We start from the raw sequence: 23,188 nt of genomic DNA, 5'->3' as shown, positions 1-23,188 counted from the left end.
ATGACACGCGCATCGTTTCCGTTCGAACCCGTTCGCTGGCTCGTCATGTGCGCCTGCGCCGCGAGCCTCACGGGGTGCTTTCATCCGCCGCGCGACATGCCCGACACCTCGGTGCTCACGCTGCGCGGCGACACCGTGATGCCGCCCGACTGCGAGCGCCTCTCGCGCGCCTCGGTGGCGATCGATGCGGGGCACGTGCGGCCGCGCATGGAATGGGGCTGCGCCACGTACACGAATCTCGCCGCGCAGATCGCCAATCCGCGCGACCTCGTGGCGCCGCAGCCGCTCGGCCCCGCGGATGCGGCGATGGCGGCCTCCGCTGTGCGCCGCTACGAAACCGGCAAGCTGACGCCGCTCGACCCGACCACGTCGCGCGACGCGAAATAACGCACGCCAAACCAGAGCCGACCATGAGCACGATGCCGTCCATTCTCCCGAAGCCCCGCAGCGCCGCGCGCGCGGCCGACTTCGTGGCGTTCGTCGCAGACAAGGCCACGGAGCAGGTGCTGAAGAACTACGTGCTCGAACAGGCGATGCCGCACACGTACATCGCGGTAGGCACGATCGACGACGCGATCGCCCATCTGGCGAAGCTCGACCGCTCGCCGCAGTTCCTGCTGGTCGATCTGCAAGGCTGCGTGATGCCGCTCTCGGATCTGGGGCGGCTTGCCGAAGTGTGCGAGCCCTCGGTGCAGGTGATAACGCTCGGCGAGCGCAACGACGTAGGCCTTTTCCGCAGCCTGCTCAAGATCGGCGTGCGGGACTATCTGGTCAAGCCGCTCACGGTGGAGCTCATCAAGCGCACGGTGAACGTGACCGACGGCGTGGTGAATCAGGTCATGCTGGCGCGTGCCGGCAAGGCCATCGCGTTCGCGGGCACCCGCGGCGGCGTCGGCGTCACCACCGTTGCGCTCAACGTGGCGCGGCATCTTGCCGAAGAGACGCACCGGCGCATTGCCTATGTCGATCTCGACCTCTACAGCGGCGCGGCGAACTGCATGCTGGGCGCGCAGAGCAACAACGGTCTCTTCGACGTACTCCAGAACGTGCACCGCATCGATCCGCAATACGTGGAACGCACGCTGGTCCCGCACGGCACACGGCTCTTCATGCTGTCGGCGGAACTGGACTACGGCGCGCCGCATCCTTACGAGCCCGGCGCGCTCGCGCGTCTGCTCGCATTGCTGTGCGACAGCTTCCACTACGTGATTCTCGACGTGGCGGCCCCGGCGGATGCGCTCGGCAACGAGGCCTTCGATCACGCCTCGCGCGTGTATCTGGTCGCCGACCGCTCGGTGCACTCCACGCGCGAGGCCGTGCGCCTGCTGCGCTTCGTGGAAGACCGCGACAACAATCCCATCACATCGCTGCTCGTCAACAACGTTTCGCCGGCGGGCGCCGGCAAGGTGGAACTCGCTGACTTCACGGCCGCCGTGGGCCGTTCGGTGCTGCACGAGATTCCGTATGAGGCGAAGGCGGTGGCCGTGGCCGAAAACCTGGGCGAGTCGCCGCGCGAGCGCGCGCCCAACGGCTTCAACCAGACGGTGCGGCGCATCGCAAGCGACCTCACGGGCCAGCGTCCCGCCGAAGCACCGAAGCGCGTGCCGCGCTTCCGCCTCTTGAGGAAACGCTGATGTTCGGCCAGAAGAAGCGCGTACCGGAGTTCGAAGAGAGCGGGGCGGGCGGAGCGAGCGCCGCGTCGGCGCCGCCGCTCGCGGAACTGCTCGCCGTTCGCGAGATGCAGCCGGTGCGTTCGGCGCAGGCCGAAAACGCCGAATCGCTGGTGCGTTCCGATCTCTTTCGCGTGATCCGCAACGGCGTGTTCTCGTCGATGAACGCATCGGCCGCCGTCGGCAAGACGCGCGAGCAGATGAAGCCCGGCGTCGAGCAACTGGTGCTCGAAATTGCGGAGCGCGAGCATCTGAACATGACGATGGCCGAGCAGACGCAGATTGTCGACGAACTGCTCAACGACATGTTCGGCCTTGGCCCCATCGAGCCGCTGCTTGCCGACGAAAGCGTGACCGACATACTCGTGAACGGCCCCGACCAGGTCTACGTGGAGCGGCATGGGCGGCTCGAACTCACGACATGCAAGTTCCGCGACAACGCGCACGTGATCAACGTGGCACAGCGCATTGCCGCGGGCGTGGGCCGCCGTGTGGACGAGAGCAGCCCGATGGTGGATGCGCGCCTCGCCGACGGCAGCCGCGTGAACGTGGTGCTCCCGCCGCTGGCCATTCGTGGCGCCTCCATCTCCATCCGCAAATTTTCGAAGCGCAACATCACGCTGCACCGCATGACGCAGCAGGGCAATCTTTCCGCCGCCATGGCGACGGTGCTCAAGATCGCGAGCACGTGCCGCCTCAACGTGCTCGTGTCGGGCGGCACGGGCTCGGGCAAGACGACGCTGCTCAATGCGCTCTCGCACTTCATCGATGCGGGCGAGCGCGTGGTCACCATCGAAGACGCCGCCGAACTCCAGCTCGTGCAGCCGCACGTGGTGAGTCTCGAAACGCGGCCCGAAAATACCGAGGGTCTCGGCGCCGTGGCGCAGCGCGATCTCGTGCGCAACGCGCTGCGGATGCGCCCGGACCGCATCATCCTTGGCGAAACGCGCGGCCCCGAAGCGTTCGACGTGCTGCAGGCCATGAACACGGGCCACGACGGCTCCATGACGACGATCCACGCGAACTCGCCGCGCGATGGCATAACGCGTCTGGAAAGCATGGTGATGATGGCCAACGGCAACCTGCCGCTCTTCTCCATTCGCCGCCAGATTGCGAGCGCGGTGCACATGATCGTGCAGATCGAGCGCATGCGCGACGGCATGCGGCGCGTCACGCGCATCACGGAACTGGTCGGCATGGAGGGCGACGTCATCATCACGCAGGACCTGTTCACGTTCCGCTACGACGCGAGCGCCTACAGCGAGGAAGTGAAGGGCGAGTTCGAGTGCGCGCCGGTACGCCCGGCCTTTGCGCCGCGCGCCGCGTACTACGGGCTCGAAGAGCAGTTGCTGGAAGCCATGAAGCCATGAATACCATCGACCTCGTCACCGTTGCGACGTTCGGCATCGCCATCGTGAGCGGGGTGATGTGGCTGATCGTGCAGGACATGCGTCGCAAGCTGCCCGCCGCGCGCATTCACGCCCGCATGGAAACGGCCTTCGACCTCGCGCAGCGCGCGAAGAAGGCCGACGGCAAGGCGCGCCGGCAGCATGCGGATCTCTTCAAGGTGGAACGCTACGAGAGCGCATGGGCGCGCTGGACGGCGCCGAAGCTGGCGCGTCTGCGCACCGTGGCGGGCAAGCGCGGTCTCAAGATCGTGGTGGGTGTGGCGTTCGCGGCCGAGATGGTGGCCGTGGTGATGCTCGCATTCATGCCGCTGCCGGGCTTCGTCGCGACAATCCTGCCTGTCGCGCTGCCCGTGTTCGCCGCAATGAAGACCTACAGCTGGCTCGTGAACCGTTTCCGCCAGCGCTTTCTGGACGGCTTTCCCGACGTGATCGACCTGCTCGTGCGGGCGGTGCGCGCGGGCGTGCCCGTCACGCACGTAATCAGCACGGCGGCCGACGAAGTGGAAGAGCCGCTGCGCCAGGAGTTCAGGCTGATGGGCGACGCGCTGCAGGTGGGCCTCGACCTCGACGAAGTGCTGACCACGGCGGCGAGGCGTATCGCTGTCGCGGATTTCTCGTTCTTCTGCGTGTGCCTGAAGCTGCAACGCGAAACGGGCGGGCAACTGGGCGAAACGCTGGAGAACCTCGCGGGCATCGTGCGCAGCCGTCGCGAGATTCGCCAGAAGACGCGTGCGCTCACGGGCGAGGCGCGTATCACGACGCGCATTCTCACGGTGATTCCGCCGCTCATCCTGCTCTCGATGTTCCTCATCAACCGCAGCTACGTGATGGTGCTGTTCGAAACGCCGACCGGGACGAACATCCTCACCTATGCCGTGGTGTCGGTGGTGGTGGGCGTCGCGCTGATCACGAAGATGTCGAAGCTGAACACGATGCGATGAGCCCGAACCACACCGAAACGCTCGTCAACCTGCTCATGCTGCTGGCGCTCTTCGGCGCGCTCGCGCTGTGGTGGGTGCGCAAGCATGGCGGACTGCGCGGGCGTATCGCGGAGCGCGTACGTCAGGCCGCGCTCTCGCAGCGCGCGCAGCGCGTGCACACCGACGAGACCGACGACGAAGCCAGCTGGCGCACGCGGCTCGCGCACCGGCTGGCCCGCATCGGCGACCGCCTGCCGTTCTTCGACGTGGCGTACCGCGCGAAACTGCAGAAGGAAATGCTGCGCGGCGGGTATCGCAGCCGTCACGCGGTGTCCGTGCTGCTTGCACTGAAGTTCGTCATGGCGCTTTCGTGCGCGACGCTTGCCGTGATGCTCGGCTCGCATGTGCCGAACGTGGGCCACTATCCCGCGGTGCGTGGGTCGATGATGCTGATCGCGTTCGTGGTCGGACAGGTGTTGCCCGAATACGTGCTCGCGTTCACCACCTCGCGGCGCCGCCGGCTCATGGCGACCTACCTGCCCGACGCGCTCGATCTGCTCGTGATCTGCACGAACGCGGGCAACAGTCTGGCCGTGAGCATCCGGCGCGTGGCGGACGAACTCGCTGACATCTGCGCGCCGCTTTCCGACGAGTTCTCGCTCACGGCGGACGAACTGCAACTCTCCGGCGACAACACCCGCGCATTGCAGGGGCTTGCCGACCGCATCGATCTGCCCTCCATTCGCGCGCTGATCTCCACGCTGATCCAGGCCATGCGCTACGGCACGCCCATTACGCACGCGCTGCGCACGCTGTCGCGCGCCGAGCGGCTCACGCATCTCGTCACGCTCGAAGAAAAGGCCGCCAAACTCGCGCCGAAGATGGTGGTGCCGATGATGATCTTCATTCTGCCGGCCGTCGTGGTCATTGCGGCGGGGCCGTCCGTCATTCAACTCATCGCGCTCATGGCATCGCAATGAAAACTGATCTCTTTTTCCGCGTAACGGTGCTCGTCTGCGTGCTGACCACCGCAGCCTGCACGACCACCGTGACGCAGCACGCCACCGACATCCGTCCGCTCGAACCGCGCGGCACGCCTTCCACGGCGAGCGAGTTGCGCATTGCCGAGACGGCGCTCGAATCGGGCAACCTCGATATGGCCACGACGATCTACAGCCGCATCGTGAAGGCCGACGAGAATTCGGTGTCGGGCCTCACGGGCCTCGGCAACACGCTCTATGCCGTGGGCGACTTCACGCGCGCGGGCGTGTATTTTCAGAAGGCGAGCCAGATCGAGCCGGACAATACGGCGCCGCTCATCGGCATGGCGCGCGTGGCGATGCATCAGCGGCGTCTTGCCGATGCCGCGGCGACATACCATCGCGTGCTCGCGCTCAAGCCGAACGATGCGCTCGCGAGTGCGGGACTCGGGGCCGCGCTCGACCTGGCCGGCGATCACGCGGGCGCGCAAGACGTGCTGCGCGCCGCGCTCAAGGCGAACCCGGGCGACCCGATGCTGGCCGTGAATCTGGGGCTCTCGCTCGTGCTGAGCGGGCACCCGCGCGAAGGTGCCAACGTGCTGCTCGACGTGACGCGGTTTCCTTCGGCGCCGCCGCAGGCCCGCGAAGACCTCGCGCTGGCCTACGGCCTGCTCGGCAACACCGAGGCCGCCGCCGAACTGCTCGGCCAGGACCTGCCCAAGGCCTCCGTGGACGATAATCTGCGCTATTACGCGCTGCAGCGGGCGCGGCTCATGGGGGCTTCGGCGCCATCGTCCATGTCTGCACCCATGTCTGCGCCAACGGCCACGAAGGTAGGAATGGCAAAGGAATCGGCGGTGAGTGCGCTTCCGGCGGCCGTGACGCAGGCGGCCAACGGCCCGCTTGCGCAATGACGCCACACGCGACGAGTCACAGGGCAGGGTGAAGCGATCATGAAAACGACGACGTCAATGCCGCTGCCGACGGTAGCCGAGGCCGGGCAGGGTGGCGCGCCAGAGGCGCCGGCAACGGGCCTGGACCTCCTGAACCCGGAGCACGCGGGCGAGGCCATTGCAGCGACGGCGGCGGATCTCAAGCCGTCCCTCACACCGGGCCGGTTCGCTACCGAAATCGCGGTGCGGCTCGGCGCCGTGCTGATGTTCTCGATGTTCGTTTCCTCGGCGCTGCATCAGTTCTATCGCGACCCCACGCGGCTCACGCTGATGCTGCTCGTCGTGTCTGAGGCGATCACGCTCGCGCTCGCCGTCTGCACGCGCGTGCCGCGCGAGCGCGACTGGCATCCGCTCACCGTGGTGATCTCGACCTGCGCGAGCTTCTACTTCGTGGCGTTCCAGTTGGCACCGGGCTCGCGCGTGCTGCCTGAAACCGTCGCGGCGGGCCTGCAGATCGCCGGCATGGCCCTGCAGATCAGTGCGAAGCTCACGCTGCGCCGCTCGTACGGCATCCTGCCCGCCAACCGCGGCGTCGTGGTGCGCGGGCCGTACCGCGTGCTGCGTCACCCCATTTATGTGGGGTACTTCATCACCAACGTGGGTTTTCTTGCGGCGAACTTCGGCGTGCGCAACCTGCTCATCCTCGTTTCGCTGTGGGCGTTGCAGGGGTATCGCGTACTGCGCGAGGAAAAGATGCTGCTCAAGGACCCGGCCTATCGCGACTACGCGCGGCGCGTGCGGTATCGCGTGATGCCGGGCCTGTTCTGAGACGCAGCGGTCTACCCGAACGTCTACTGACTCAGCACCACCTCGGTAAAACCGCTTCCGCTGCCGCCGGTCGTCTGGCACTGCATGGCGAAGAAGTTGTTCTTGTACTGGCAGTCTTCGCCATAACCCGGCCCGTTCGAACTGGTCGCGGAGCAGTGGCTGGAGGGGCCGTAATACTGTTCGCCCGGGCCCACGCCGCCTGCATCGTCCCACCAGTACACCGCCGCAGGCGCGATGTTCGAGCCGCCGCTCTGAAGGGCCGAGAGTTGCGCGCAGGTGGGCGCCGAGTAGCTGCCGCCGCCCGTGGTCGGCGCGAAGCATTTAGTGAGCGCCGCGGCGGGCGCTGAACTCGAATTCGAGAGCCCGCCGAGGTAGCTCGGCGTGACACCCGTCTGCACGTAGAGCACGCAGTTGGGGGTGGACGATGAACTCGACGTGAAATATTGGGTGCGGCAGTTGTAGGCCGTCGTGGTCGTGGCGCTCCAGCCGGAGCCCGACGTCGTGGACGACGACGTGCAGTTCGACTTGCCGGTGCTGGGCGCATTGATGCCGAGATAGGTGGAGAGGTTGTTGTACGACGACGAGGCGACCGGCACCGACCACGTCTGGCTGCCCACCGTCGCCGTGACGCCCGTGATGGTTCCGCCCGAGTTCTGCGTGACCGTGACGGTGTAGTTGTAGTTGGAGTTCTGCGTGGGCGGCTGCCCGTTCAGCAGCAGCGACGAATAGAACGTCTGCGTGCTCTTGTGCGGCGCGCCGTAGGAATTCGCACCCGTCACCGTCACGCCGCAGCCCGAGTTGCCCGTGTTGCCGTTGGTCTGGTTCACCATCGCCACGCCGAGCGGCTGGTTCGCGCTGATGGTGGGCAGTGCCTGACCCGAGGGCAGGGAGCCGCCGGTGCTGTTGCCGATCTCGTAGTAATTGCCGCTGGAACCCGTGGACCACGTGGGCACGGAGCCGAAGTCATAGCCGGAGCCGCTCGCGTTCTTCGGCACCTGGTACAGGTAGACGGCGTTGCCGTCGCAGGCCACGGAATTGACGTTGGTGAAACCGAGCTTCGCGGACACCACCGGATCGCTCGCGGTGCCGGTGGCCGTCATCGAGACCGAGGGCAGCAGCATCGAAAGCAGCGTGGTGGAGACGGTCGCGTTGGCCGAAACCGTGACGGTGTAGGCGACGGCCGTGCCGAGCGCCGGGTTGATGGTGCCGTTTGCGTTGGTGGTGACGGTGGGCGCGCCGGCCTTCATGGTGGCGGGCAGAATCGCGCGATTGAAGTAGTTGGTCGCGACGGTGGCGGCATTCGCGCCCTGGTCCGAGGTCGTGAAGACGCTCGCGCCCGCGAGCGCGGCTTCGTCCACGGCGTTCTGCAGGATCGCGCGGCACTGCACCATGCGCGCGTAATCCACCACGAGGCCGAAGATCAGCATCATGGGGATCAGCAGCAGCGCGAACGTGACGGCGATGGAGCCCGAGTCGTCCGCGGCGGCGCCGAAGGGGTTGCGCGCCGTGCGCGGCAAGCGAGTGCGCACGGGGTTTCTGGCGGCCCACAGTCTGCCCGAAGGGGCTGACGTGACTAATGCGGCTAACGTGGTCAACGTGGCGGACGGCATGCGGGAGTCCTCAGGAGCAGGGCGCCGCGCACGCGATCGTGCCCGTGATGCGCGGCCGGGCGAAGGCGGTTTGCGTGAGCGTGAACGCAGACGGAATCAGGTATTGGATCGGCGAGCTGTACTGATACGTCACCTGCACGACGATCACGCTGTCGCCGGGCGTACCCGCGTTAGGCACCAGATTCGTGGGCGATGCGACCAGCGTTTTCGCCGTGGCACCGAGCGCCGTGGCCGTCACGGTGCAGGCGTGGTCGCTTTCCCAGTCCACCGTGACACCCGTGGCGGTATAGTTCGTCACGCTCGCAATGGCCGCTGAAAACGAGCCTGCGCCCGATGTCGCACTGGCGGGGAACGGGTTCATCATCAGGCGCCCCGCTGCGCAGAAGTTGCCGAGGCTGCCCGTGGTGCCGCCTGAAACACCTGCGGCCTGCTGTGAGACGAGATCGGCCATCGACGTCGCCGCATTCGCAAGCTGCATGTTCACGCGCGCGTATTGCCCGATTTCGTAGATGCCGAACAGCACGCCTGTCATGAGCGGCAGGATGAAGACGAACTCGAGCGCCGCCACCCCGCGCGTGTTGTGGAGCAGACCCTGCACGAAGCCGCCTGCGCGGCGCAGAACCGTGCGCATCAGTAGGGCTCCGTCTGGAAGGCGAGGGTGGAGGTGAGCATCGCGTTGCCCGAAAAGAACGCAGCGACCCACGGCATCTGATAACCGACTTCGAGAATCACGTCGTACTTCGGCGAGAGCGCCGCCTTGGTCTGCGTCATCACGCCGTTGGTGATGGTGGCGGGCACGAGTGTCTTGAAGCCGCTGCCCGCCGGTGTGCTCGAGGCGGCGGAGGCCACATAGATCTGGATATTCGACGAGCACGACGGTACAAGATTGAAGCCGCTCACGGTGAGGTCATTGCAGACGGCGGTGGTCAGCGCGCTCGAATAACCGCCGGAACTGCCGGTGAACGTGCCGATGCGGATCAGCCGGGCGGCGTCGCGCGCGGCGTTGTCCATTAGCGACTGCGTCGTGAAGATCACACCGAACTGGAACATGCCGATCACGACCGCGAGAAAGAGCGGGAGCACGATGGCGTACTCGATGGCGAAGTTGCCGCGGTCCTCCGAAGGCGCGGCGGCACGCGCGACGCTTGCGAGCAGCCGCACCGGCCGGGCATCGATGCGCGGCGAGCCAACAGCCGGCGCGGCAGCACGTCTGCGCGCGAGCGGTTGGGGATCGGGTCTCCTCATGAGCGACAAGCCTCGTGTCGGTGAGTCGGTGAATCGGTGAATCGGTAAGTCTCTGCCGGGAAGCACCGCGGGCGCCACGGATGCTTCGCGCGGAGGCGATGCGGGCTTTTCCGGGTTTTATTTAGAAAAGCTAAAAGTCGGACGAATGCCGCACGCCGTATTTGCCACTTCGCTGCTTTGACGGTTTGCCGCTTCGGCGAATACGGCGGCTACGTTACGAATATCGGCACGCAAGAGCAGAGACTTGAGAGTGACTTGAGCCTGGCCACACCGTGAATTTGATCGGCGTCGAATTGCACTACGGCCTGTTTCCAATGTGAACAGGCGCAAGGCCGGCTACGCGAGCGGGAAGCCTTCGGCAAAACTCTCGCGCAGATAGTTCACGAAAAGGCTCACCGCGCGCGGCACGTGCGAGGTGTAGGGTCGCAGCACATAAAGCTGGTCGGCGAACGTGCCCGTAATACGCCACTCGGGCAGCACTTCCACGAGTTTGCCCGCTCGCACGGCCGCCTGGGCGGTGAAGTCGGGCAGAAGCGCGATACCCAGGTTGTCCAGCGCGGCATCGCGCAGCGTCTCGCTGTTGTTCGCGCAAAACGGGCCGCTCACGGGCAACGCGATCGTTTCGGCAACCTGCGGCACAGCGGGTCTGGACGTCCCTTTCGCCGGCGTCTTCGCGGCGGCCCGACGCGTTGCCTTGTGCTCGAACGACCACATCGCCGGACCGGTGGAGCGAGGGTAGAACAGGCAATCGTGGCCGACGAGGTCGGCCGGCACCGTCGGCGTGCCGCGGCGGCGCAGATACGCGCGGGTCGCCACGATCACCGAACGCGTATCGCACAGCTTCCACGCGACGCAGGTGTCGGGCGCGTCGGTGCTGTGACGGATGGCGAGATCGAACCCTTCGGCGGCGAGCGAAACGAGCCGGTCCGACACTTCGAGTTGAACCCGCACCTCAGGGTTTGCCCTTAGAAATGTGGGCAAACGCGGCACGAGTTGCTGCCGCGCAAACGCCACGGGTGCCGTCACGCGCAACAATCCGCGCGCGACGCCAGCCAGTTCGCGCACGCTCGCAAAGCTGGCCGCGATCTGCTCGTAGTGATGCCGCGTGTTCTCGACGAGCCGCTGCCCGGCCTCGGTGAGCCGCACGCTGCGCGTGGTGCGCTGCACGAGCGAAATGCCCGCGGCTCGCTCCAGTTCGGAAATGCGCTGGCTCATGGCCGCCTTGCTGACGCCGAGGCGCGCCGCGGCCGCCGTATAGCTGCCCTGTTCGGCCAGCATGGCGAGCCAGTGCAGATGGGTCCACAGACCTTCGATTTTTTCGATATCCATACGCTCATTGTTCACAATGGCAAACAACGCGTTCAACGATAGCACCTTTGCAGACGGCCCGGCTCTTCCTACACTGACAGGCATCCCATTCCGTATGCACAGGAGCTCCTCATGCAGGCCTACAACGACAGCGCAGACGTCGGTCACTTCATTCATGGCGAGCGTGTTGCCGGCACCGGCAGCCGCACGCAGCCCGTCTTCAACCCGGCCACGGGCGCGCGGGCCCGCAAGCTGCTGCTGGGCGAAGCCGCGGACGTGGAAGCCGCCGTCGCGAGCGCCAGGGCGGCCTTTCCGAAGTGGAGCGATACGCCGCCCATTCGCCGCGCGCGCGTCATGCTGCGCTTTCTCGAACTCATGAACCAGCATCGCGACGAACTGGCCGCCATCATCACGGCCGAGCACGGCAAGGTGTTCTCGGATGCGCAGGGCGAAGTGTCGCGCGGCATCGACGTCATCGAATTCGCATGCGGCATTCCGCAACTGCTCAAGGGCGACTACACGGAGCAGGTTTCCACCGGCATCGACAACTGGACCGTGCGCCAGCCGCTCGGCGTGGTGGCCGGCATCACGCCGTTCAACTTCCCGTGCATGGTGCCGTGCTGGATGTTCCCGGTCGCAATCGCGTCGGGCAACACGTTCGTGCTGAAGCCGAGCGAGCGCGACCCTTCGGCGTCGCTCTTCATGGCCGGCCTGCTGAAGGAGGCCGGCCTGCCCGACGGCGTGTTCAACGTCGTGCAGGGCGACAAGGTGGTGGTGGACGCGCTGCTCACGCACCGCGACGTGAAGGCGGTGAGCTTTGTCGGTTCGACGCCGATTGCGAGCTACATCTACGAAACCGGCGCACGGCTCGGCAAGCGTGTGCAGGCGCTCGGCGGGGCGAAGAACCATCTCGTGGTGATGCCGGACGCCGACATCGACCAGGCGGTGGATGCGCTGATCGGCGCCGCCTACGGTTCTGCGGGCGAACGCTGCATGGCGATCTCGGTGGCGGTGCTGGTGGGCGACGTGGCTGACAAGATCGTGCCGGCACTCGCCGAACGCGCGCGCACGCTGCGCATCGGCAACGGCATGGAGGCCGATGCGGAGATGGGCCCTGTCGTCACGCGTGAGGCGCTGCAGCGCATCGAAGGCTACATCGGGCTCGGCGTGGAAGAGGGCGCAAAACTCGTGGTGGACGGCCGCGGCCTCAAGGTACCGGGTCACGAAGACGGCTTCTTCACGGGCGGCACGCTGTTCGATCACGTCACGCCGCAGATGCGCATCTACAAGGAAGAAATCTTCGGGCCGGTGCTCGCATGCGTGCGCGTGAAGGACTTCGGTGAAGCGGTCGATCTCATCAATGCGCACGAGTTCGGCAACGGCGTGGCGTGCTTCACGCGCGACGGCAACGTGGCCCGCGAGTTCGGCCGCCGTATCGAAGTGGGCATGGTGGGCATCAACGTGCCGATTCCGGTGCCCATGGCATGGCACGGCTTCGGCGGCTGGAAGCGCAGCCTGTTCGGCGACATGCACGCATACGGCGAAGAGGGCGTGCGCTTCTACACGAAGCAGAAGTCGATCATGCAGCGCTGGCCCGAGAGCATCGCAAAGGGCGCGGAATTCGCCATGCCCACGGCGAAGTAAGGCCGCTTTCGCGGCGTCCTTCCCGACATTGCCGACAGGAACCCGCGTCTTGCCGGCGGGTGCCGTCGCCGTCGATGCCTTGCCCGCCGCGATGGCGACGGGCAAGGCATGCATGCGCTTGCCGCAGTATGCTTGCCCGCTGTACCCATCACGTTTGGTCAAAAGGAGGGCGACATGACCCAGCAAGGAGAGGCGCGCGCATTGCTGCGTCGGCTCGGCATCGACAAACCCATCGTGCTCGCGCCCATGGCCGGCGTTGGTACGCCGGCGCTTGCGGCGGCGGTATCGAACGCGGGCGGCCTCGGCTCCATCGGCGTAGGCGCGATGAACGCGCAGGCCGCACGCAAGGCGATTCGCGACACACGCGAACTCACCGCGAGGCCGTTCAACGTCAACGTGTTCTGCCATCGGCCGGCCATTGCCAACGCCGCCGTGGAGCGGCAATGGCTCGAGTGGCTCGCGCCCGTGTTCCAGCGCTACGGCGCAGAGCCGCCAGCGAACCTCAGTGAGATCTATACGAGCTTCGTCGCGGACCCCGCGATGCTTGCCGTGTTCCTCGACGAAAAGCCCGCTGTGGTGAGCTTCCACTTTGGCCTGCCGCCCGCCGACGTCATCGCGAAGCTGCGCGCGGCCGGCATCCGGCTGCTCGCGAGCGCGACCAATCTCGATGAAGCTGCCCAGGTCGCGAATGCCGGCGTGGACGCAATCGTGGCACAGGGCATCGAGGCCGGCGGCCATCGCGGTGTGTTCGATCCGGCCACACGCGACGACCAGTTCGGCACGTTCGCGCTGACCCGGTTGCTTACGTGCGAATTCGATCTGCCTGTGATCGCGGCGGGCGGCATCATGGATGGCGCCGGCATCGCCGCGGCCTTGGCGCTCGGCGCGCAGGCGGCACAACTGGGCACGGCGTTCGTTGCGTGTCCCGAAACGTCGATCGACGAAGGCTACCGTCGCGCGATTCTGGGCGACGCCGCGCGCCACACCACGCTCACGCAGGCTATCTCGGGCCGCGCGGCGCGCGCCATGCTGAACCGCTTCACGGAACTCGGCAGTGCTCCTGCGGCACCCGCCACGCCCGATTACCCGATCGCCTACGACGCCGGCAAAGCGCTGCACGCGGCGGCGAAAACAAAGGGCGAATTCGGTTATGGCGCGCAATGGGCGGGCCAGGCCGCGGCGCTCGCGCGCGAGATGCCGGCCGCCGAACTCATGGCGCAGCTCGAAGCGGAACTCAAGGAGACGATCGGGCGCTTGCAGGGACTAGCGTAGGACGAGTGGCAAGGGCGGTCCGCCGCGTGGCAGCGCACGCAATCGTCAAAGATGGTCAAGTCAGGCGAGTCACGGGCGGGCAGCGTCAACCCGAAGGATTGCAGAACGTTTTCAGTCGGCAGGCGGCGAGGGGATTCGCCTCCGTGAAAACATCTCGTCTCAGGGAAACATCATGAAGAAATCGCACCTGCTGATGCTCGCCAGCGTCGCCGCAGCCGGTTTTTCGCTCGCGGCTCATGCCGTGGAGATCGGCGTCAACGTCGGCTTGCCCGGCGCGGTGGTGACGGCGCCCGCGCCAGTCGCGGTCGTGTCGCCGGGCTGGTACGGCGATCGCTATTACGACGGCAACCGCTACTGGAGCCGCGACGACTGGAACGCGCATCAGCGCCATGGCAAGGACCATCGCCATTGCCCGCCCGGCCACGCGAAGAAGGGCGAGTGCTGAGCCCATGCCGGTGCGCAAGGCCATCGCCGCCGTGCTGCTTGCAGCCGCCTTGCTTGCGCAGGGCGGCTGCGGCATTTTCGGCTGCGGCGGCGCAGCGACCAACGGCGCCGCGTTTGGCGGCTGCCACGCCGGCACGCGCTTCTAGCGGCCGGTCTCCTCCATGTCTGGAGCGGCGCATCGATTTGCATCGATTGGCATCCATTTCGCGCCGATTCGGGCACGCCTGACAGGACCTCCATGCCTAAACGCTTCATTTGCCTGCTCGCGGCCTTTGCCGCCATGAGTCTCGTCGCCGGCTGCGACGAGCAGAAGGTGGCCGACGTGGTCAACGCCATCAAGCCCGACCCGATGGCATTCGGCCATCTCCAGCCCGGCGTGTCCACCGTCGACGACGTGCGCCGCGACGCCGGCAAACCCGAAATCGTCTGGCAAAACGACGACGGTTCGATGCGGCTCGAATATCCGCGCGGACCCAACGGCACGCACACGTACATGCTCGACTTCGATGCCAACGGCCGGCTCGTCACGATCACCCAGGCGCTGAGCGCCGCCAACATCGCGCGCGTGGTGCCGGGTATGACGAAGGACGACGTGCGGCGCCTGCTCGGCAAGCCCGCCCAGGTGGCGCAGTACGCGCTGAGCCAGGAAGAGGTGTGGAGCTGGCATTGGGACGAGGGCGGCGTGTCGCCGGATGCCATGTTCAACGCGCATTTCTCGCCCGACGGCGTAATCGTGAAGACCTCGCGCTCCGAGGCGCCGGGGCATGAAAAACCGTAAGGCATCGAGATAGCCAGTAAGGCAACGTCGAAGTTATCCCCATATAAACCCTCAATTGCAGGGAAAACCCCAGTCGTAAAGGGCACGATCCAGCCAGGATTTCTCTTCAGTCCGCGCAGCGAAAGACCGTAATACAGTGCAGCGTCTGTCGATGGTCGTTTTCTGACGCAGAAGCAGGCGCAAGTGACGGTCCATCCGTCGGTGATGCAACCTCACGTGAAACCACCATGCGCACACTCGGCTTCAAGCAGAAACTCTGGCTGCCCCTCATCGCAAGTCTCGCGGCACTGCTCGTCATTTCAGTGTCCGCTGCCTATCTCTCGTACGAGACGCGCCTTGGAGAGCGCAAGGTCGATCTCGTCAACAGCGCGCAAATCGGCCTCTCCATCGTGAAGGAGTACGCCGCGCTCGCGCACGACGGCAAGTTGAGCGAAGACGATGCGCGCAAACAGGCGCTCGAGCGACTGCGCGGCGTCCGCTACGGCAGCGACGGCTACTTCCTCGTGCTCGATGGGAACGCGCGGATGGTCATGCACCCCATGAAGCCGAAAACCGAAGGCTCCGATCTTTCCAAAGTGACAGACGCCGACGGCCGGCATCACTACGTCACGTTCGTGCAGGTCGCAACGGGGCCGCAAGGCGCGGGCTTCGTCGATTACGTGTTTCCCCGCCCGGGCGTGAAGCCGGCGAAGGCCGTGCCGAAGCTCGGCTACGTGCTGCGCTACGAACCCTGGAACTGGATTCTCTCCACGGGCGCGTACCTGGACGACATCAAGGACAGTTTCTACACCTCGCTCTATGTGACGGTCGGCCTGTTCCTCGCCGTATCCGCAGTGCTCGGACTGCTGGTTGCGCTCATCAATCGCAGCATCGAACGCACGATAGGCGGTGACCCGGTTCACGCGATGCAGGTCACGCACGAGATTGCGTCCGGCAACCTGACGGTGGCCGTCGAAACACGCAGCGGCGATACGTCGAGCCTCATGCAGGGCATTCGCGCCATGCGCGAGGCGCTGGGCGGCACGGTAAAGCACATCCGGCGCGCGGCGGAAACGATCACCGTGGCCACCGGCGAAATTGCGAGCGGCAACCTGGACCTCTCGGCGCGCACCGAAGAACAGGCGGCATCGCTCCAGGAGACCGCCGCGAGCCTCACGCAACTGACGCAGACCGTGAAGCACAACGCCGACAACGCGCGCGAGGCGAACGCGTTGGCCGCGCGCGCCACGGACATCACGGGCGCCGGCAACACCGCGGTGCACCACATGGTGGACACGATCGAGCGGATCAACAGCAGCTCCGCGAAGATTTCCGAGATCACGGGTGTGATCGAGGGCATCGCGTTTCAGACCAACATTCTTGCGCTCAACGCAGCCGTGGAAGCGGCGCGCGCCGGCGAAGACGGGCGCGGCTTCGCCGTGGTGGCGGGCGAGGTGCGCAACCTCGCGCAGCGCTCGGCATCGGCGGCCAAGGAGATCAAGGAACTGATCGGTTCCTCCGTAGCCATGATTCGCGACGGCGCGACCCAGGCCACTGAAGTGGGCACGACCATGGATCAGATCAAGCTTGCCATCAAGCAGGTGTCGGACATCGTGGGCGAGATTGCTTCGGCATCCGAAGAACAGAGCCGCGGCATCGAGCAGGTGAGCCTCGCCGTCACGCAGATGGACGAGGTCACGCAGCGCAATGCCGCGCTCGTGGAAGAGGCCGCGGCCGCGGCGCAGTCGCTCGAAGAACAGGCGACGTCGCTGAAGGATGCGGTGGCGGCGTTCAATGTAGGGGACGGGCAGTGAGCGTAGCTGACCCGCGTCGGCTTGCTGCTTCCCCGTGCCGGAGTGGCTGATTCAGTCAAACGAGGCGCGGGGGAAGGGCACCGCGAGTGCCTGATCGGCCGCGGCGAGACGCGCGGCGGGTCTTCAAAGGCGAAACGCTGCTTTTAGCCGGGCTGCAGCGCGACGAATGCACTTACGACGTCGGGGTCGAAATGCGTTCCGGAACTGGCCACAATCAGGTCGACCGCGCTGCCGGCCGACATGGCGTCGTGGTATGGGCGCGTCATGGTCAACGCATCGAAGCAATCGGCGACGGCAATGATTCTCGACCAGAACGGAATATCGGCTGCCTTCAATCCGGACGGATAGCCGGTTCCGTCGTACCGCTCATGATGATGGAGCACTGCGTCAGCAATCAGCGCGTTGGCGGCGCCTTGCGAATTCTGCGAGGACAGAATCCGCTCGCCGATGGCGCTATGGGCCTGAATCACCTGGAATTCCGTGTCGTCGAGCGCGCCGGGCTTGAACAGCACCTTGTCCGGAATGGCGATTTTCCCGATGTCGTGTGCGAATCCCGCTTCGCGCAGCATGACGAGATCGGCGTCGCGCACGCCCAATGCGTGCCCCAGCGATTCGGCGAGCAAACCCACCCGCAGGCAATGCCCGGATGTGTCGCCGTCCCGTTCGTCTAGCGCGACGAGCAGTGCCCGGTTCACATGGGAACATTCCAGATTAGCGGCAAGAGGCATGGTATTCGACATTGCAGTCCTACACTTCAGTTCATCATGATTGTTCGACCTGTCGCGGTTCAAGCTGTCGCGTCGCCGCGGCCCGGACGGCCGTCACTGAACAACAGCCCCTGGGCCGGTGGGCTTTGCAGCCGGTGGCGGCTGCGTACGGGAAGACGGATAGGTCATATATCACAGGTTGCGCGACGGAAACATCGGCGCGGCACGAAAGCAGATTTCGGTGGCCGTTAGCCGGCGGACGGGCCGCGTACGATGGGCCGAATAGCGGACGCCCAAACTGTCACCAGTGTCGCTGGATGCATTGCCGGCTTCGAGGCTCCATGGGGAACGGGTAAGCATACCGAGGTCAAAACACGACATCTGAACTTTGGACTAAACACATTATGCCGAGGCCAGATTCAAATGTCGGGACTCTGGCTAGATAGAAATGTCCGGTTTGAGCGTGGTGTTGGTCCTGTTTCTTTTTATGTTTCGGGGTTGGGGCGGCGCAGCCGCCCCCCGTCCCCCTTTTCTTTCACGCTGACTCCGAGAATGGCCTGGTTCAGGTCAGCAACCTCGATTGCACGCTGTTTCTTCAGCCCAGGCAGTGCTTTCTTCGCCCGGACTGCTTCGCCAATATGCGTTCGTGACGGCGAGCCCGCCGCGCGTCGATCGTCACGTATCTCCTGTATCGAGCGGGCCACGGCAAGCGCATGCGAGAGGCGCTTGTTGTCGATCTCGGCGCCCTGGTCGATCCGCGCAATGCGGTCGTATTCCGTGTACGGCAACACGATGCCGTCAGCCTGAATCTCGATCCTTCCGTCTGGATACTCGACGACCTCCACGTACTGGTGGATCAGGTTGCGGTTGGCTACCGTGTCCTGCAGCAGATACATCACCCGGTCATACTGCACCGTCAGCGCGTTCGTGACCTTGCGCGGCACGCGATAGGCCAGAATCTGCCGCAGGTCCTCGTCATCGCGGACCGGCCGGTGAGCGTTGTGATCGCTCGCGGCCGCCCTGGCAAAACGCCGGTTAAAGTCCGCGACGAAGGAGGGCGCATACGCATTGGCGGCCTCCCATGTGCTGATGCCGCGCAACCGCAGTTCCTTCACCAGCCGGTCCTGCAACGTCAGGTTGGCCCGCTCCACGCGCCCCTTGGCCTGGCTCGAATTCGCGCAGAAAGTCTCGATATTGAGTTCGTACAGGGCACGCCCGAACTGCGTGACGCCTTTGCCTGCCGTCGCCGAGCGGTCCTTCACGTAAAACACGCTGGCCTTGTCGCTGTAGAACGCCACCGGCTTGCCGTGCGCGCCCAGATACTTCGACAGTGCCTCGAAATAGCTGAACGTCGACTCCGTCGCCGTGAAGTGCAGCGTCATCAGCCGTCCGGTCGCATCGTCGATGAACACCAGCAGCGAGCAGGCGGGCGCCCGCTGCTCGAACCAGCGGTGATCGCTGCCGTCGATCTGGATCAGTTCGCCATAACAGGCCCGACGGTTGCGCGGCTGGAAGACCTTCGGCGGTCGCTGCGCCCGTGGCACCCACAGTCCAGCCGCGTACATCCACTGGCGCAACGTTTCTTTGGCCAGCACGATGCCGTGACACTCATGAAGCTTCTCGCGCGCCAGCGTCGGGCCGAAATCGGCATAGCGCTCCCGGATGATGGCAATCACACGCGCTCGCAGACTCACGGAAAACTGCCGGTTACCCGGCCTGCCACGTCTGGCGGAAACCAGACCGGCAGCCCCGGCGGCCTCGAAGCGGCGCCTCAGACGCGACACCTGACGCTCGCTCAGTCCCAGCTGTTCAGCCGCACGCACGCCGCTCAGACGTCCTTCAACGACCGATTCGATGATCTTGACGCGTCGTAACTCGTTCATGCTGATCGTCACCAGTCCAGGCTCGTTCATGGCAGGCTCCGCCGGATTGCGCGTCGACAGCATGCGCCTCGGGCAGGCCTGAACCGGACATTTCTAACTGGCCCAAACCGGACATTACCAAATAGCCGCTACACATTAAATGTCGATAATTTATATTATGTAAATTCACTAACGGTGCCAGGCAACGGCGGCAGTTCCTTCAGGATGCGCGCCGCGCCCAGCAGCATCACCGTGTGCCCATCGTGCCCGTACGCATGCATGACGCCATCCGCGCAAAGGCATGTCGTCGAGGCCGCAGGCGTGCCTGTCATTGCCGCAGGCAGCATCGACCGCGAAACGCGTGTGAAGACGATGATCCATGCGAACACGTGCGGCTTCCTGAGACTGCATCGATATCGCCGTCCGGATGGCGTGCGAGAACCTAAATGAAATAGCTGAGTCCGGCGACTACCTGAATCCCCCCAAATACCGCGATCACGATGGCCGACAGGCGCGCGATACCGTGCATGAAGGAGGCAGGCATCTTTCTGCGCAATGCCGCCGTCGCGCTGCTCAGGCACAGCCACCAGGCTGCGGAGCCGAAAAAGATGCCCGCAATCATAGGCCATACCGTCAGCCACCCTGCACCTTCCGGCGCTCCCTGCCTGGCCGACAGTGGCCCAAGCGCGGCAAAAACACCGATGAACGAAAGGATGGTCATTGGGTTGGACAGCGTCAGGCCAAACGTCGTCAGAAAATCGCGTGCGATCGTTGTATGCGGTGTCTCCGGTAGAGCCGACGGAGTCGTCGCCGCCTCACGTCCGATGGTCCAGGCGAGCCACACGAGAAAAACTCCACCGCCAATTTTCAGGGCGATGGTTAGTACCGGCAGGGTCGTCGCAATGGCTGCGATGCCCAGTGCGCCCAGCAGTCCATAGACCATATCTGCACATGCCGCACCGATGCCTGTAGCGAAACCGGAGCGAAAACCACGACTCAGGGTTCGCTGGATGCATAGCATGCCGATTGGGCCGACCGGGGCTGCGATGGAGAAACCCATCGCGACAGATTTGATGAACAGCATTTTTCTGCTCCTACGATATGCGTTGCTACGGAAACACATCGTAGGCACTATTTGTAGGCCGCTGAATGCAATTTTTAAGGTAAATTGGCAATTTAACCTTAAAGATATCGACGTCATGGACGACCTGGACTGGAAGGTACTTTCGCTTTTGCAGCAGCATGGCCGCATAACCTATACAGAACTTGCCCGTCAGGTCCATCTGTCGGTGCCTGCGGTGACGGAGCGCGTAAAACGTCTCGAAGAGGCCGGGGTTATCGAGGGTTACGCCGCCCGAGTCAATCCCGTTATGGCGGGCTACGCGGTGAGCGCATTGATAGGAATTACGGTCCCTCAACCTGCGAAAGCGAAGTTTCTCAATCTGCTCGACACGATCCCTGAGGTACTGGAATGCCATCACGTGACCGGGGCTGACTCGTACATCATGCGATTGGTGGCAACGAATATGACCGACCTTGAGCGGTTGATCGAGAGGATCAACCTGTATGGCGAAACCCGCACTTCGCTTGTAATGTCGACACCGCTGGCTAATCGGCCTTTGAAACGGCCGTCCGTCACGTCGCGGAAATCGAAGAACGAGCGCTAAACCAACGGCTGCTAAACGGTCCCGAATTGCGCGCGCCGTATCGGGGAACGGCTGGCCGTGGACAGGCACCTACCATATGCAATGGAAGGCAGCTTGCGCGTGCCCTTTATCGCACGCTGGCCCGGCAGGATCCCTGTTGACGTCAACAACCAGATTGTTCACGTCGTCGATCTTTTGCCGTATGGGACCCGGGCGCTGAGCAAACGTACGACCACCTTTGCCCGATGAGCGCCCTCGTCTATCGACTCTGAGCCTGACGAGGCAACCGGAGACAATTCCTCCTCGAGACCGGCTCCATTGGGGCGACGCGAACGACAAGCACTCCATCGTGAGCGGATCGGACAACCGCTCGAGCAACGGACCGGATGCCGCAAACTTATCATCCGGTAGTGCCGCTCAATAAAGACATCGTGTCCGTCGATAGCAGCAGTTTCAAGGCGGCCAACCCAAGGGCTTTCGCTCACCGGGCGTAAAATTCTCCCGTCACATCGGGTGACATATAGTTTTTGAGGAGGCGTCGTCAACGGCCCCGGACGACAACACCGTGAGAACCGCCAACCCATAGGCCCGGCAACTTCGTGCCCGTCAGTGGGGAACGAGCCATATGCCCGCTCAGATAACACCCAATCAACTCGTTCAACTGATCATCCCAGGTATCACGGCCGTCTTCTCGCTCGGTTTTGCCTGTGCATGGATCTACGATAGACGACTGCGCTACCTCCGCTTTCTTGCCGCTTCTTTTGCTGCTTTCGCCTTCGGTTCGGCAGTGCAGATCTGTCACCTGCCGGATGAATGGCGATGGAACGCGCTGATATCGGCGACGTTTTATGTCTCAAGCATTCAACTGTTAGCGGAAGGTGTTTTACGCAGGGCGGGGCTTCACTTCAGGCTGGCAACGCATGCGTCGATCTTCGCGCTGGTGATGGGCGGCATGTTTTACTTCTCCTTCGTGGCGCCGAATCTGCTCGTGCGCGTCTACATTCTGAATCTCAACGCCGGGTTGCTGATGATGATTACCGCGCTCCGCTTCAGGAAGCGCTGCAATGGGCGCATCGTTAACCACGTGCTTCTCTGGGTGCTGCTGATCTTCGGCGCAAGTTTTTTCATCAGGACGCCGCTCACGACGATCCGGCCTTTACCTCATAGCACTGCACCCTTCGGGCAAACGATTTTCTGGGTCTTGCTACAGTTGTCGCTCGCCCTGATGGGCGCTGTGTTGGGACTCGTGCTGCTGGCCGCCGCGATGTCGGACGTGATCGACCGGCTGACTCTCGAGCGCGATCTCGATCCGCTCACCGAAACGTTGAACCGGCGTGCCTTTGAACGCGTCGCGCGCCACCGCATTGCCGACAGGCAAAACTACCCGCTCGCGTTGATCGCGTTCGACATCGACAAATTCAAATCCATCAACGACCGTTACGGACATGCGGCCGGCGACACGGTGTTGCGCCGGTTCGCCGCCATCCTGCGTGCCGCGGTGCGCGAGAAAGACGTGGTAGCGCGTATCGGCGGCGAGGAGTTCGTGCTTCTGCTGCCAGGCGCTGACGAACAGTCCGCGTTTCAGATTGCAGATCGCTTGCGCACCGTCCTGGAGTCTTCACGCTTCAACGAAATCGACGCTACGATCTGCGTCACGATGAGCGCCGGCGTTGCCCCGTATCGGCCAGGCGAGGCGGTCGCGGCGTTGCTGGCGCGCGCCGATCACCTGCTCTATGCGGCGAAGCGCGCGGGAAGAAATCGGGTGATCACGGAATCGCTGGGTCAGACGCGGGATACCCCCGAGCGCGATATCGCGTGATCGCGCCGAAAGCCGGCGCGCACCCACACTGCATCGTCACGGACGTACCTGGGTTGGAAAAAGGAGACGCGCCATCGGCTGCATGCTTTGATGCCGGAACGCCGGCAAGTGCGATGCCGAAGCGCCCGATCGCGTCGAGCCAGCTGATCGGGTCAAGCAGCACATCCAGCTCAGTTCGAAATGATTTTGCGCGTTTCCATAACCAAATGCTTATGACAGGAATTTACGCTTACCTTGTCGCGCGCCCACACCGTTTCCACGATTGACCGCTCCACCTCCGCCTCCTAGATTCATTGTGTCAGCGCACAGGACTCGCGTCCGGCCCCGCGCACGCCGATTGCTCCAGGGACGCCACAAAAA

General features: G+C 64.5%; 22 protein-coding genes and 1 pseudogene. 16 read left to right on the top strand and 7 right to left on the bottom strand.

The window, feature by feature from the left end; translation table 11 throughout:
- The 7 genes from P2869_RS08260 to P2869_RS08230 are packed head-to-tail and all read left to right on the top strand — an operon-like array spanning nt 1 to nt 6,700.
- Nucleotides 1-387, top strand: coding sequence for a CpaD family pilus assembly lipoprotein (locus P2869_RS08260; RefSeq protein ID WP_277597986.1), 387 nt, complete (start codon nt 1-3; stop codon nt 385-387).
- Nucleotides 388-410: 23 nt separating this feature from the next.
- The gene (locus P2869_RS08255) at nt 411-1,634 is read left to right on the top strand and encodes an AAA family ATPase (RefSeq protein ID WP_126877279.1); all 1,224 of its coding nucleotides are present in this window, start codon (nt 411-413) and stop codon (nt 1,632-1,634) included.
- Nucleotides 1,634-3,040, top strand: coding sequence for a CpaF family protein (locus P2869_RS08250; RefSeq protein WP_277597985.1), 1,407 nt, complete (start codon nt 1,634-1,636; stop codon nt 3,038-3,040). Before P2869_RS08255 ends, P2869_RS08250 begins: the two co-directional genes overlap by 1 nt.
- Entirely contained in the window at nt 3,037-4,020 is a 984-nt protein-coding gene (locus tag P2869_RS08245; protein ID WP_199540043.1) for a type II secretion system F family protein, read from the top strand. The genes P2869_RS08250 and P2869_RS08245 overlap by 4 nt, the downstream gene beginning before the upstream one ends.
- Entirely contained in the window at nt 4,017-4,979 is a 963-nt protein-coding gene (locus tag P2869_RS08240) for a type II secretion system F family protein (RefSeq protein WP_017773940.1), read from the top strand. Before P2869_RS08245 ends, P2869_RS08240 begins: the two co-directional genes overlap by 4 nt.
- On the top strand, nt 4,976-5,893 hold the full coding sequence (locus P2869_RS08235; RefSeq protein ID WP_277597984.1) for a tetratricopeptide repeat protein: 918 nt from the start codon (nt 4,976-4,978) through the stop codon (nt 5,891-5,893). The genes P2869_RS08240 and P2869_RS08235 overlap by 4 nt, the downstream gene beginning before the upstream one ends.
- Nucleotides 5,894-5,932: 39 nt before the next feature.
- Nucleotides 5,933-6,700 carry an isoprenylcysteine carboxylmethyltransferase family protein gene (locus P2869_RS08230; RefSeq protein ID WP_277597983.1) on the top strand — a complete coding sequence of 256 codons (768 nt, stop codon included), beginning with the start codon at nt 5,933-5,935 and terminating at the stop codon, nt 6,698-6,700.
- A gap of 23 nt (nt 6,701-6,723) precedes the next feature.
- On the opposite strand, the gene P2869_RS08225 is transcribed toward P2869_RS08230, so the two are convergent.
- The 4 genes from P2869_RS08225 to P2869_RS08210 form a co-directional block, all read right to left on the bottom strand.
- Nucleotides 6,724-8,229 (bottom strand): TadE/TadG family type IV pilus assembly protein, encoded by a 1,506-nt coding sequence (locus P2869_RS08225; protein ID WP_277597982.1) that lies wholly within the window; start codon nt 8,227-8,229, stop codon nt 6,724-6,726.
- Between the two features lie 91 nt (nt 8,230-8,320).
- Nucleotides 8,321-8,941, bottom strand: coding sequence for a TadE/TadG family type IV pilus assembly protein (locus P2869_RS08220; protein WP_017773943.1), 621 nt, complete (start codon nt 8,939-8,941; stop codon nt 8,321-8,323).
- Complete coding sequence (locus tag P2869_RS08215; RefSeq protein WP_017773944.1) at nt 8,941-9,555, bottom strand: TadE/TadG family type IV pilus assembly protein; 615 nt, start codon at nt 9,553-9,555, stop codon at nt 8,941-8,943. Before P2869_RS08215 ends, P2869_RS08220 begins: the two co-directional genes overlap by 1 nt.
- Before the next feature lie 336 nt (nt 9,556-9,891).
- Complete coding sequence (locus P2869_RS08210) at nt 9,892-10,884, bottom strand: LysR family transcriptional regulator (protein ID WP_277597981.1); 993 nt, start codon at nt 10,882-10,884, stop codon at nt 9,892-9,894.
- 111 nt (nt 10,885-10,995) lie between these two features.
- Between P2869_RS08210 and P2869_RS08205 the strand changes: the two genes are divergently transcribed.
- From P2869_RS08205 to P2869_RS08180, 6 genes are all read left to right on the top strand, one after another.
- Nucleotides 10,996-12,507 (top strand): CoA-acylating methylmalonate-semialdehyde dehydrogenase, encoded by a 1,512-nt coding sequence (locus tag P2869_RS08205; protein WP_017773946.1) that lies wholly within the window; start codon nt 10,996-10,998, stop codon nt 12,505-12,507.
- A gap of 174 nt (nt 12,508-12,681) precedes the next feature.
- The gene (locus tag P2869_RS08200; RefSeq protein ID WP_277597980.1) at nt 12,682-13,779 is read left to right on the top strand and encodes a nitronate monooxygenase; all 1,098 of its coding nucleotides are present in this window, start codon (nt 12,682-12,684) and stop codon (nt 13,777-13,779) included.
- Between the two features lie 172 nt (nt 13,780-13,951).
- Nucleotides 13,952-14,224, top strand: coding sequence for a hypothetical protein (locus P2869_RS08195; protein WP_277597979.1), 273 nt, complete (start codon nt 13,952-13,954; stop codon nt 14,222-14,224).
- 4 nt (nt 14,225-14,228) lie between these two features.
- Complete coding sequence (locus tag P2869_RS08190; protein ID WP_017773949.1) at nt 14,229-14,369, top strand: hypothetical protein; 141 nt, start codon at nt 14,229-14,231, stop codon at nt 14,367-14,369.
- A 92-nt stretch (nt 14,370-14,461) separates the two neighbouring features.
- Nucleotides 14,462-15,001: a hypothetical protein gene (locus P2869_RS08185; RefSeq protein WP_277597978.1), complete on the top strand. Its 540-nt coding sequence runs from the start codon at nt 14,462-14,464 to the stop codon at nt 14,999-15,001.
- 227 nt (nt 15,002-15,228) lie between these two features.
- Nucleotides 15,229-16,794 (top strand): methyl-accepting chemotaxis protein, encoded by a 1,566-nt coding sequence (locus P2869_RS08180; RefSeq protein WP_017773951.1) that lies wholly within the window; start codon nt 15,229-15,231, stop codon nt 16,792-16,794.
- 143 nt (nt 16,795-16,937) lie between these two features.
- On the opposite strand, the gene P2869_RS08175 is transcribed toward P2869_RS08180, so the two are convergent.
- The 3 genes from P2869_RS08175 to P2869_RS08165 form a co-directional block, all read right to left on the bottom strand.
- Complete coding sequence (locus tag P2869_RS08175) at nt 16,938-17,585, bottom strand: HD-GYP domain-containing protein (protein ID WP_277597977.1); 648 nt, start codon at nt 17,583-17,585, stop codon at nt 16,938-16,940.
- A gap of 401 nt (nt 17,586-17,986) precedes the next feature.
- On the bottom strand, nt 17,987-19,414 hold the full coding sequence (locus tag P2869_RS08170) for an ISNCY family transposase (RefSeq protein ID WP_277597976.1): 1,428 nt from the start codon (nt 19,412-19,414) through the stop codon (nt 17,987-17,989).
- A 391-nt stretch (nt 19,415-19,805) separates the two neighbouring features.
- Nucleotides 19,806-20,447, bottom strand: a complete 642-nt coding sequence (locus P2869_RS08165) for a LysE family transporter (protein ID WP_126879402.1) — start codon at nt 20,445-20,447, stop codon at nt 19,806-19,808.
- A gap of 115 nt (nt 20,448-20,562) precedes the next feature.
- On the opposite strand from P2869_RS08165, the gene P2869_RS08160 reads away from it, so the two are divergent.
- The 3 genes and pseudogenes from P2869_RS08160 to P2869_RS08150 all read left to right on the top strand — a co-directional run bounded on the left by P2869_RS08160 (nt 20,563) and on the right by P2869_RS08150 (nt 22,828).
- Nucleotides 20,563-21,030: an Lrp/AsnC family transcriptional regulator gene (locus P2869_RS08160; protein WP_126879401.1), complete on the top strand. Its 468-nt coding sequence runs from the start codon at nt 20,563-20,565 to the stop codon at nt 21,028-21,030.
- Nucleotides 21,031-21,044: 14 nt separating this feature from the next.
- A pseudogene (locus P2869_RS08155) lies at nt 21,045-21,210 on the top strand (arylsulfatase); the annotation flags it as partial.
- 424 nt (nt 21,211-21,634) lie between these two features.
- Nucleotides 21,635-22,828, top strand: coding sequence for a GGDEF domain-containing protein (locus P2869_RS08150; protein ID WP_277597975.1), 1,194 nt, complete (start codon nt 21,635-21,637; stop codon nt 22,826-22,828).
- Nucleotides 22,829-23,188 lie beyond the last annotated feature (360 nt).

It is taken from the genome of Paraburkholderia sp. SUR17 (assembly GCF_029536165.1).
Classification (GTDB): domain Bacteria; phylum Pseudomonadota; class Gammaproteobacteria; order Burkholderiales; family Burkholderiaceae; genus Paraburkholderia; species Paraburkholderia kururiensis.
Note: the sequence above shows the minus strand (reverse complement) of the source record. Positions and strands in the feature narration are given on the sequence as shown.

Excerpts from the sequence above, each read along its gene's own strand:
- P2869_RS08205 (WP_017773946.1), top strand. The coding sequence starts at position 10,996 with ATGCAGGCCTACAACGACAGCGCAGACGTCGGTCACTTCATTCATGGC.
- P2869_RS08230 (WP_277597983.1), top strand. The coding sequence starts at position 5,933 with ATGAAAACGACGACGTCAATGCCGCTGCCGACGGTAGCCGAGGCCGGG.
- P2869_RS08210 (WP_277597981.1), bottom strand. The coding sequence starts at position 10,884 with ATGGATATCGAAAAAATCGAAGGTCTGTGGACCCATCTGCACTGGCTC.
- P2869_RS08220 (WP_017773943.1), bottom strand. The coding sequence starts at position 8,941 with ATGCGCACGGTTCTGCGCCGCGCAGGCGGCTTCGTGCAGGGTCTGCTC.
- P2869_RS08185 (WP_277597978.1), top strand. The coding sequence starts at position 14,462 with ATGCCTAAACGCTTCATTTGCCTGCTCGCGGCCTTTGCCGCCATGAGT.
- P2869_RS08240 (WP_017773940.1), top strand. The coding sequence starts at position 4,017 with ATGAGCCCGAACCACACCGAAACGCTCGTCAACCTGCTCATGCTGCTG.
- P2869_RS08170 (WP_277597976.1), bottom strand. The coding sequence starts at position 19,414 with ATGAACGAGCCTGGACTGGTGACGATCAGCATGAACGAGTTACGACGC.
- P2869_RS08165 (WP_126879402.1), bottom strand. The coding sequence starts at position 20,447 with ATGCTGTTCATCAAATCTGTCGCGATGGGTTTCTCCATCGCAGCCCCG.
- P2869_RS08200 (WP_277597980.1), top strand. The coding sequence starts at position 12,682 with ATGACCCAGCAAGGAGAGGCGCGCGCATTGCTGCGTCGGCTCGGCATC.
- P2869_RS08260 (WP_277597986.1), top strand. The coding sequence starts at position 1 with ATGACACGCGCATCGTTTCCGTTCGAACCCGTTCGCTGGCTCGTCATG.
- P2869_RS08235 (WP_277597984.1), top strand. The coding sequence starts at position 4,976 with ATGAAAACTGATCTCTTTTTCCGCGTAACGGTGCTCGTCTGCGTGCTG.
- P2869_RS08150 (WP_277597975.1), top strand. The coding sequence starts at position 21,635 with ATGCCCGCTCAGATAACACCCAATCAACTCGTTCAACTGATCATCCCA.
- P2869_RS08215 (WP_017773944.1), bottom strand. The coding sequence starts at position 9,555 with ATGAGGAGACCCGATCCCCAACCGCTCGCGCGCAGACGTGCTGCCGCG.
- P2869_RS08190 (WP_017773949.1), top strand. The coding sequence starts at position 14,229 with ATGCCGGTGCGCAAGGCCATCGCCGCCGTGCTGCTTGCAGCCGCCTTG.
- P2869_RS08160 (WP_126879401.1), top strand. The coding sequence starts at position 20,563 with ATGGACGACCTGGACTGGAAGGTACTTTCGCTTTTGCAGCAGCATGGC.
- P2869_RS08255 (WP_126877279.1), top strand. The coding sequence starts at position 411 with ATGAGCACGATGCCGTCCATTCTCCCGAAGCCCCGCAGCGCCGCGCGC.
- P2869_RS08250 (WP_277597985.1), top strand. The coding sequence starts at position 1,634 with ATGTTCGGCCAGAAGAAGCGCGTACCGGAGTTCGAAGAGAGCGGGGCG.
- P2869_RS08195 (WP_277597979.1), top strand. The coding sequence starts at position 13,952 with ATGAAGAAATCGCACCTGCTGATGCTCGCCAGCGTCGCCGCAGCCGGT.
- P2869_RS08180 (WP_017773951.1), top strand. The coding sequence starts at position 15,229 with ATGCGCACACTCGGCTTCAAGCAGAAACTCTGGCTGCCCCTCATCGCA.
- P2869_RS08245 (WP_199540043.1), top strand. The coding sequence starts at position 3,037 with ATGAATACCATCGACCTCGTCACCGTTGCGACGTTCGGCATCGCCATC.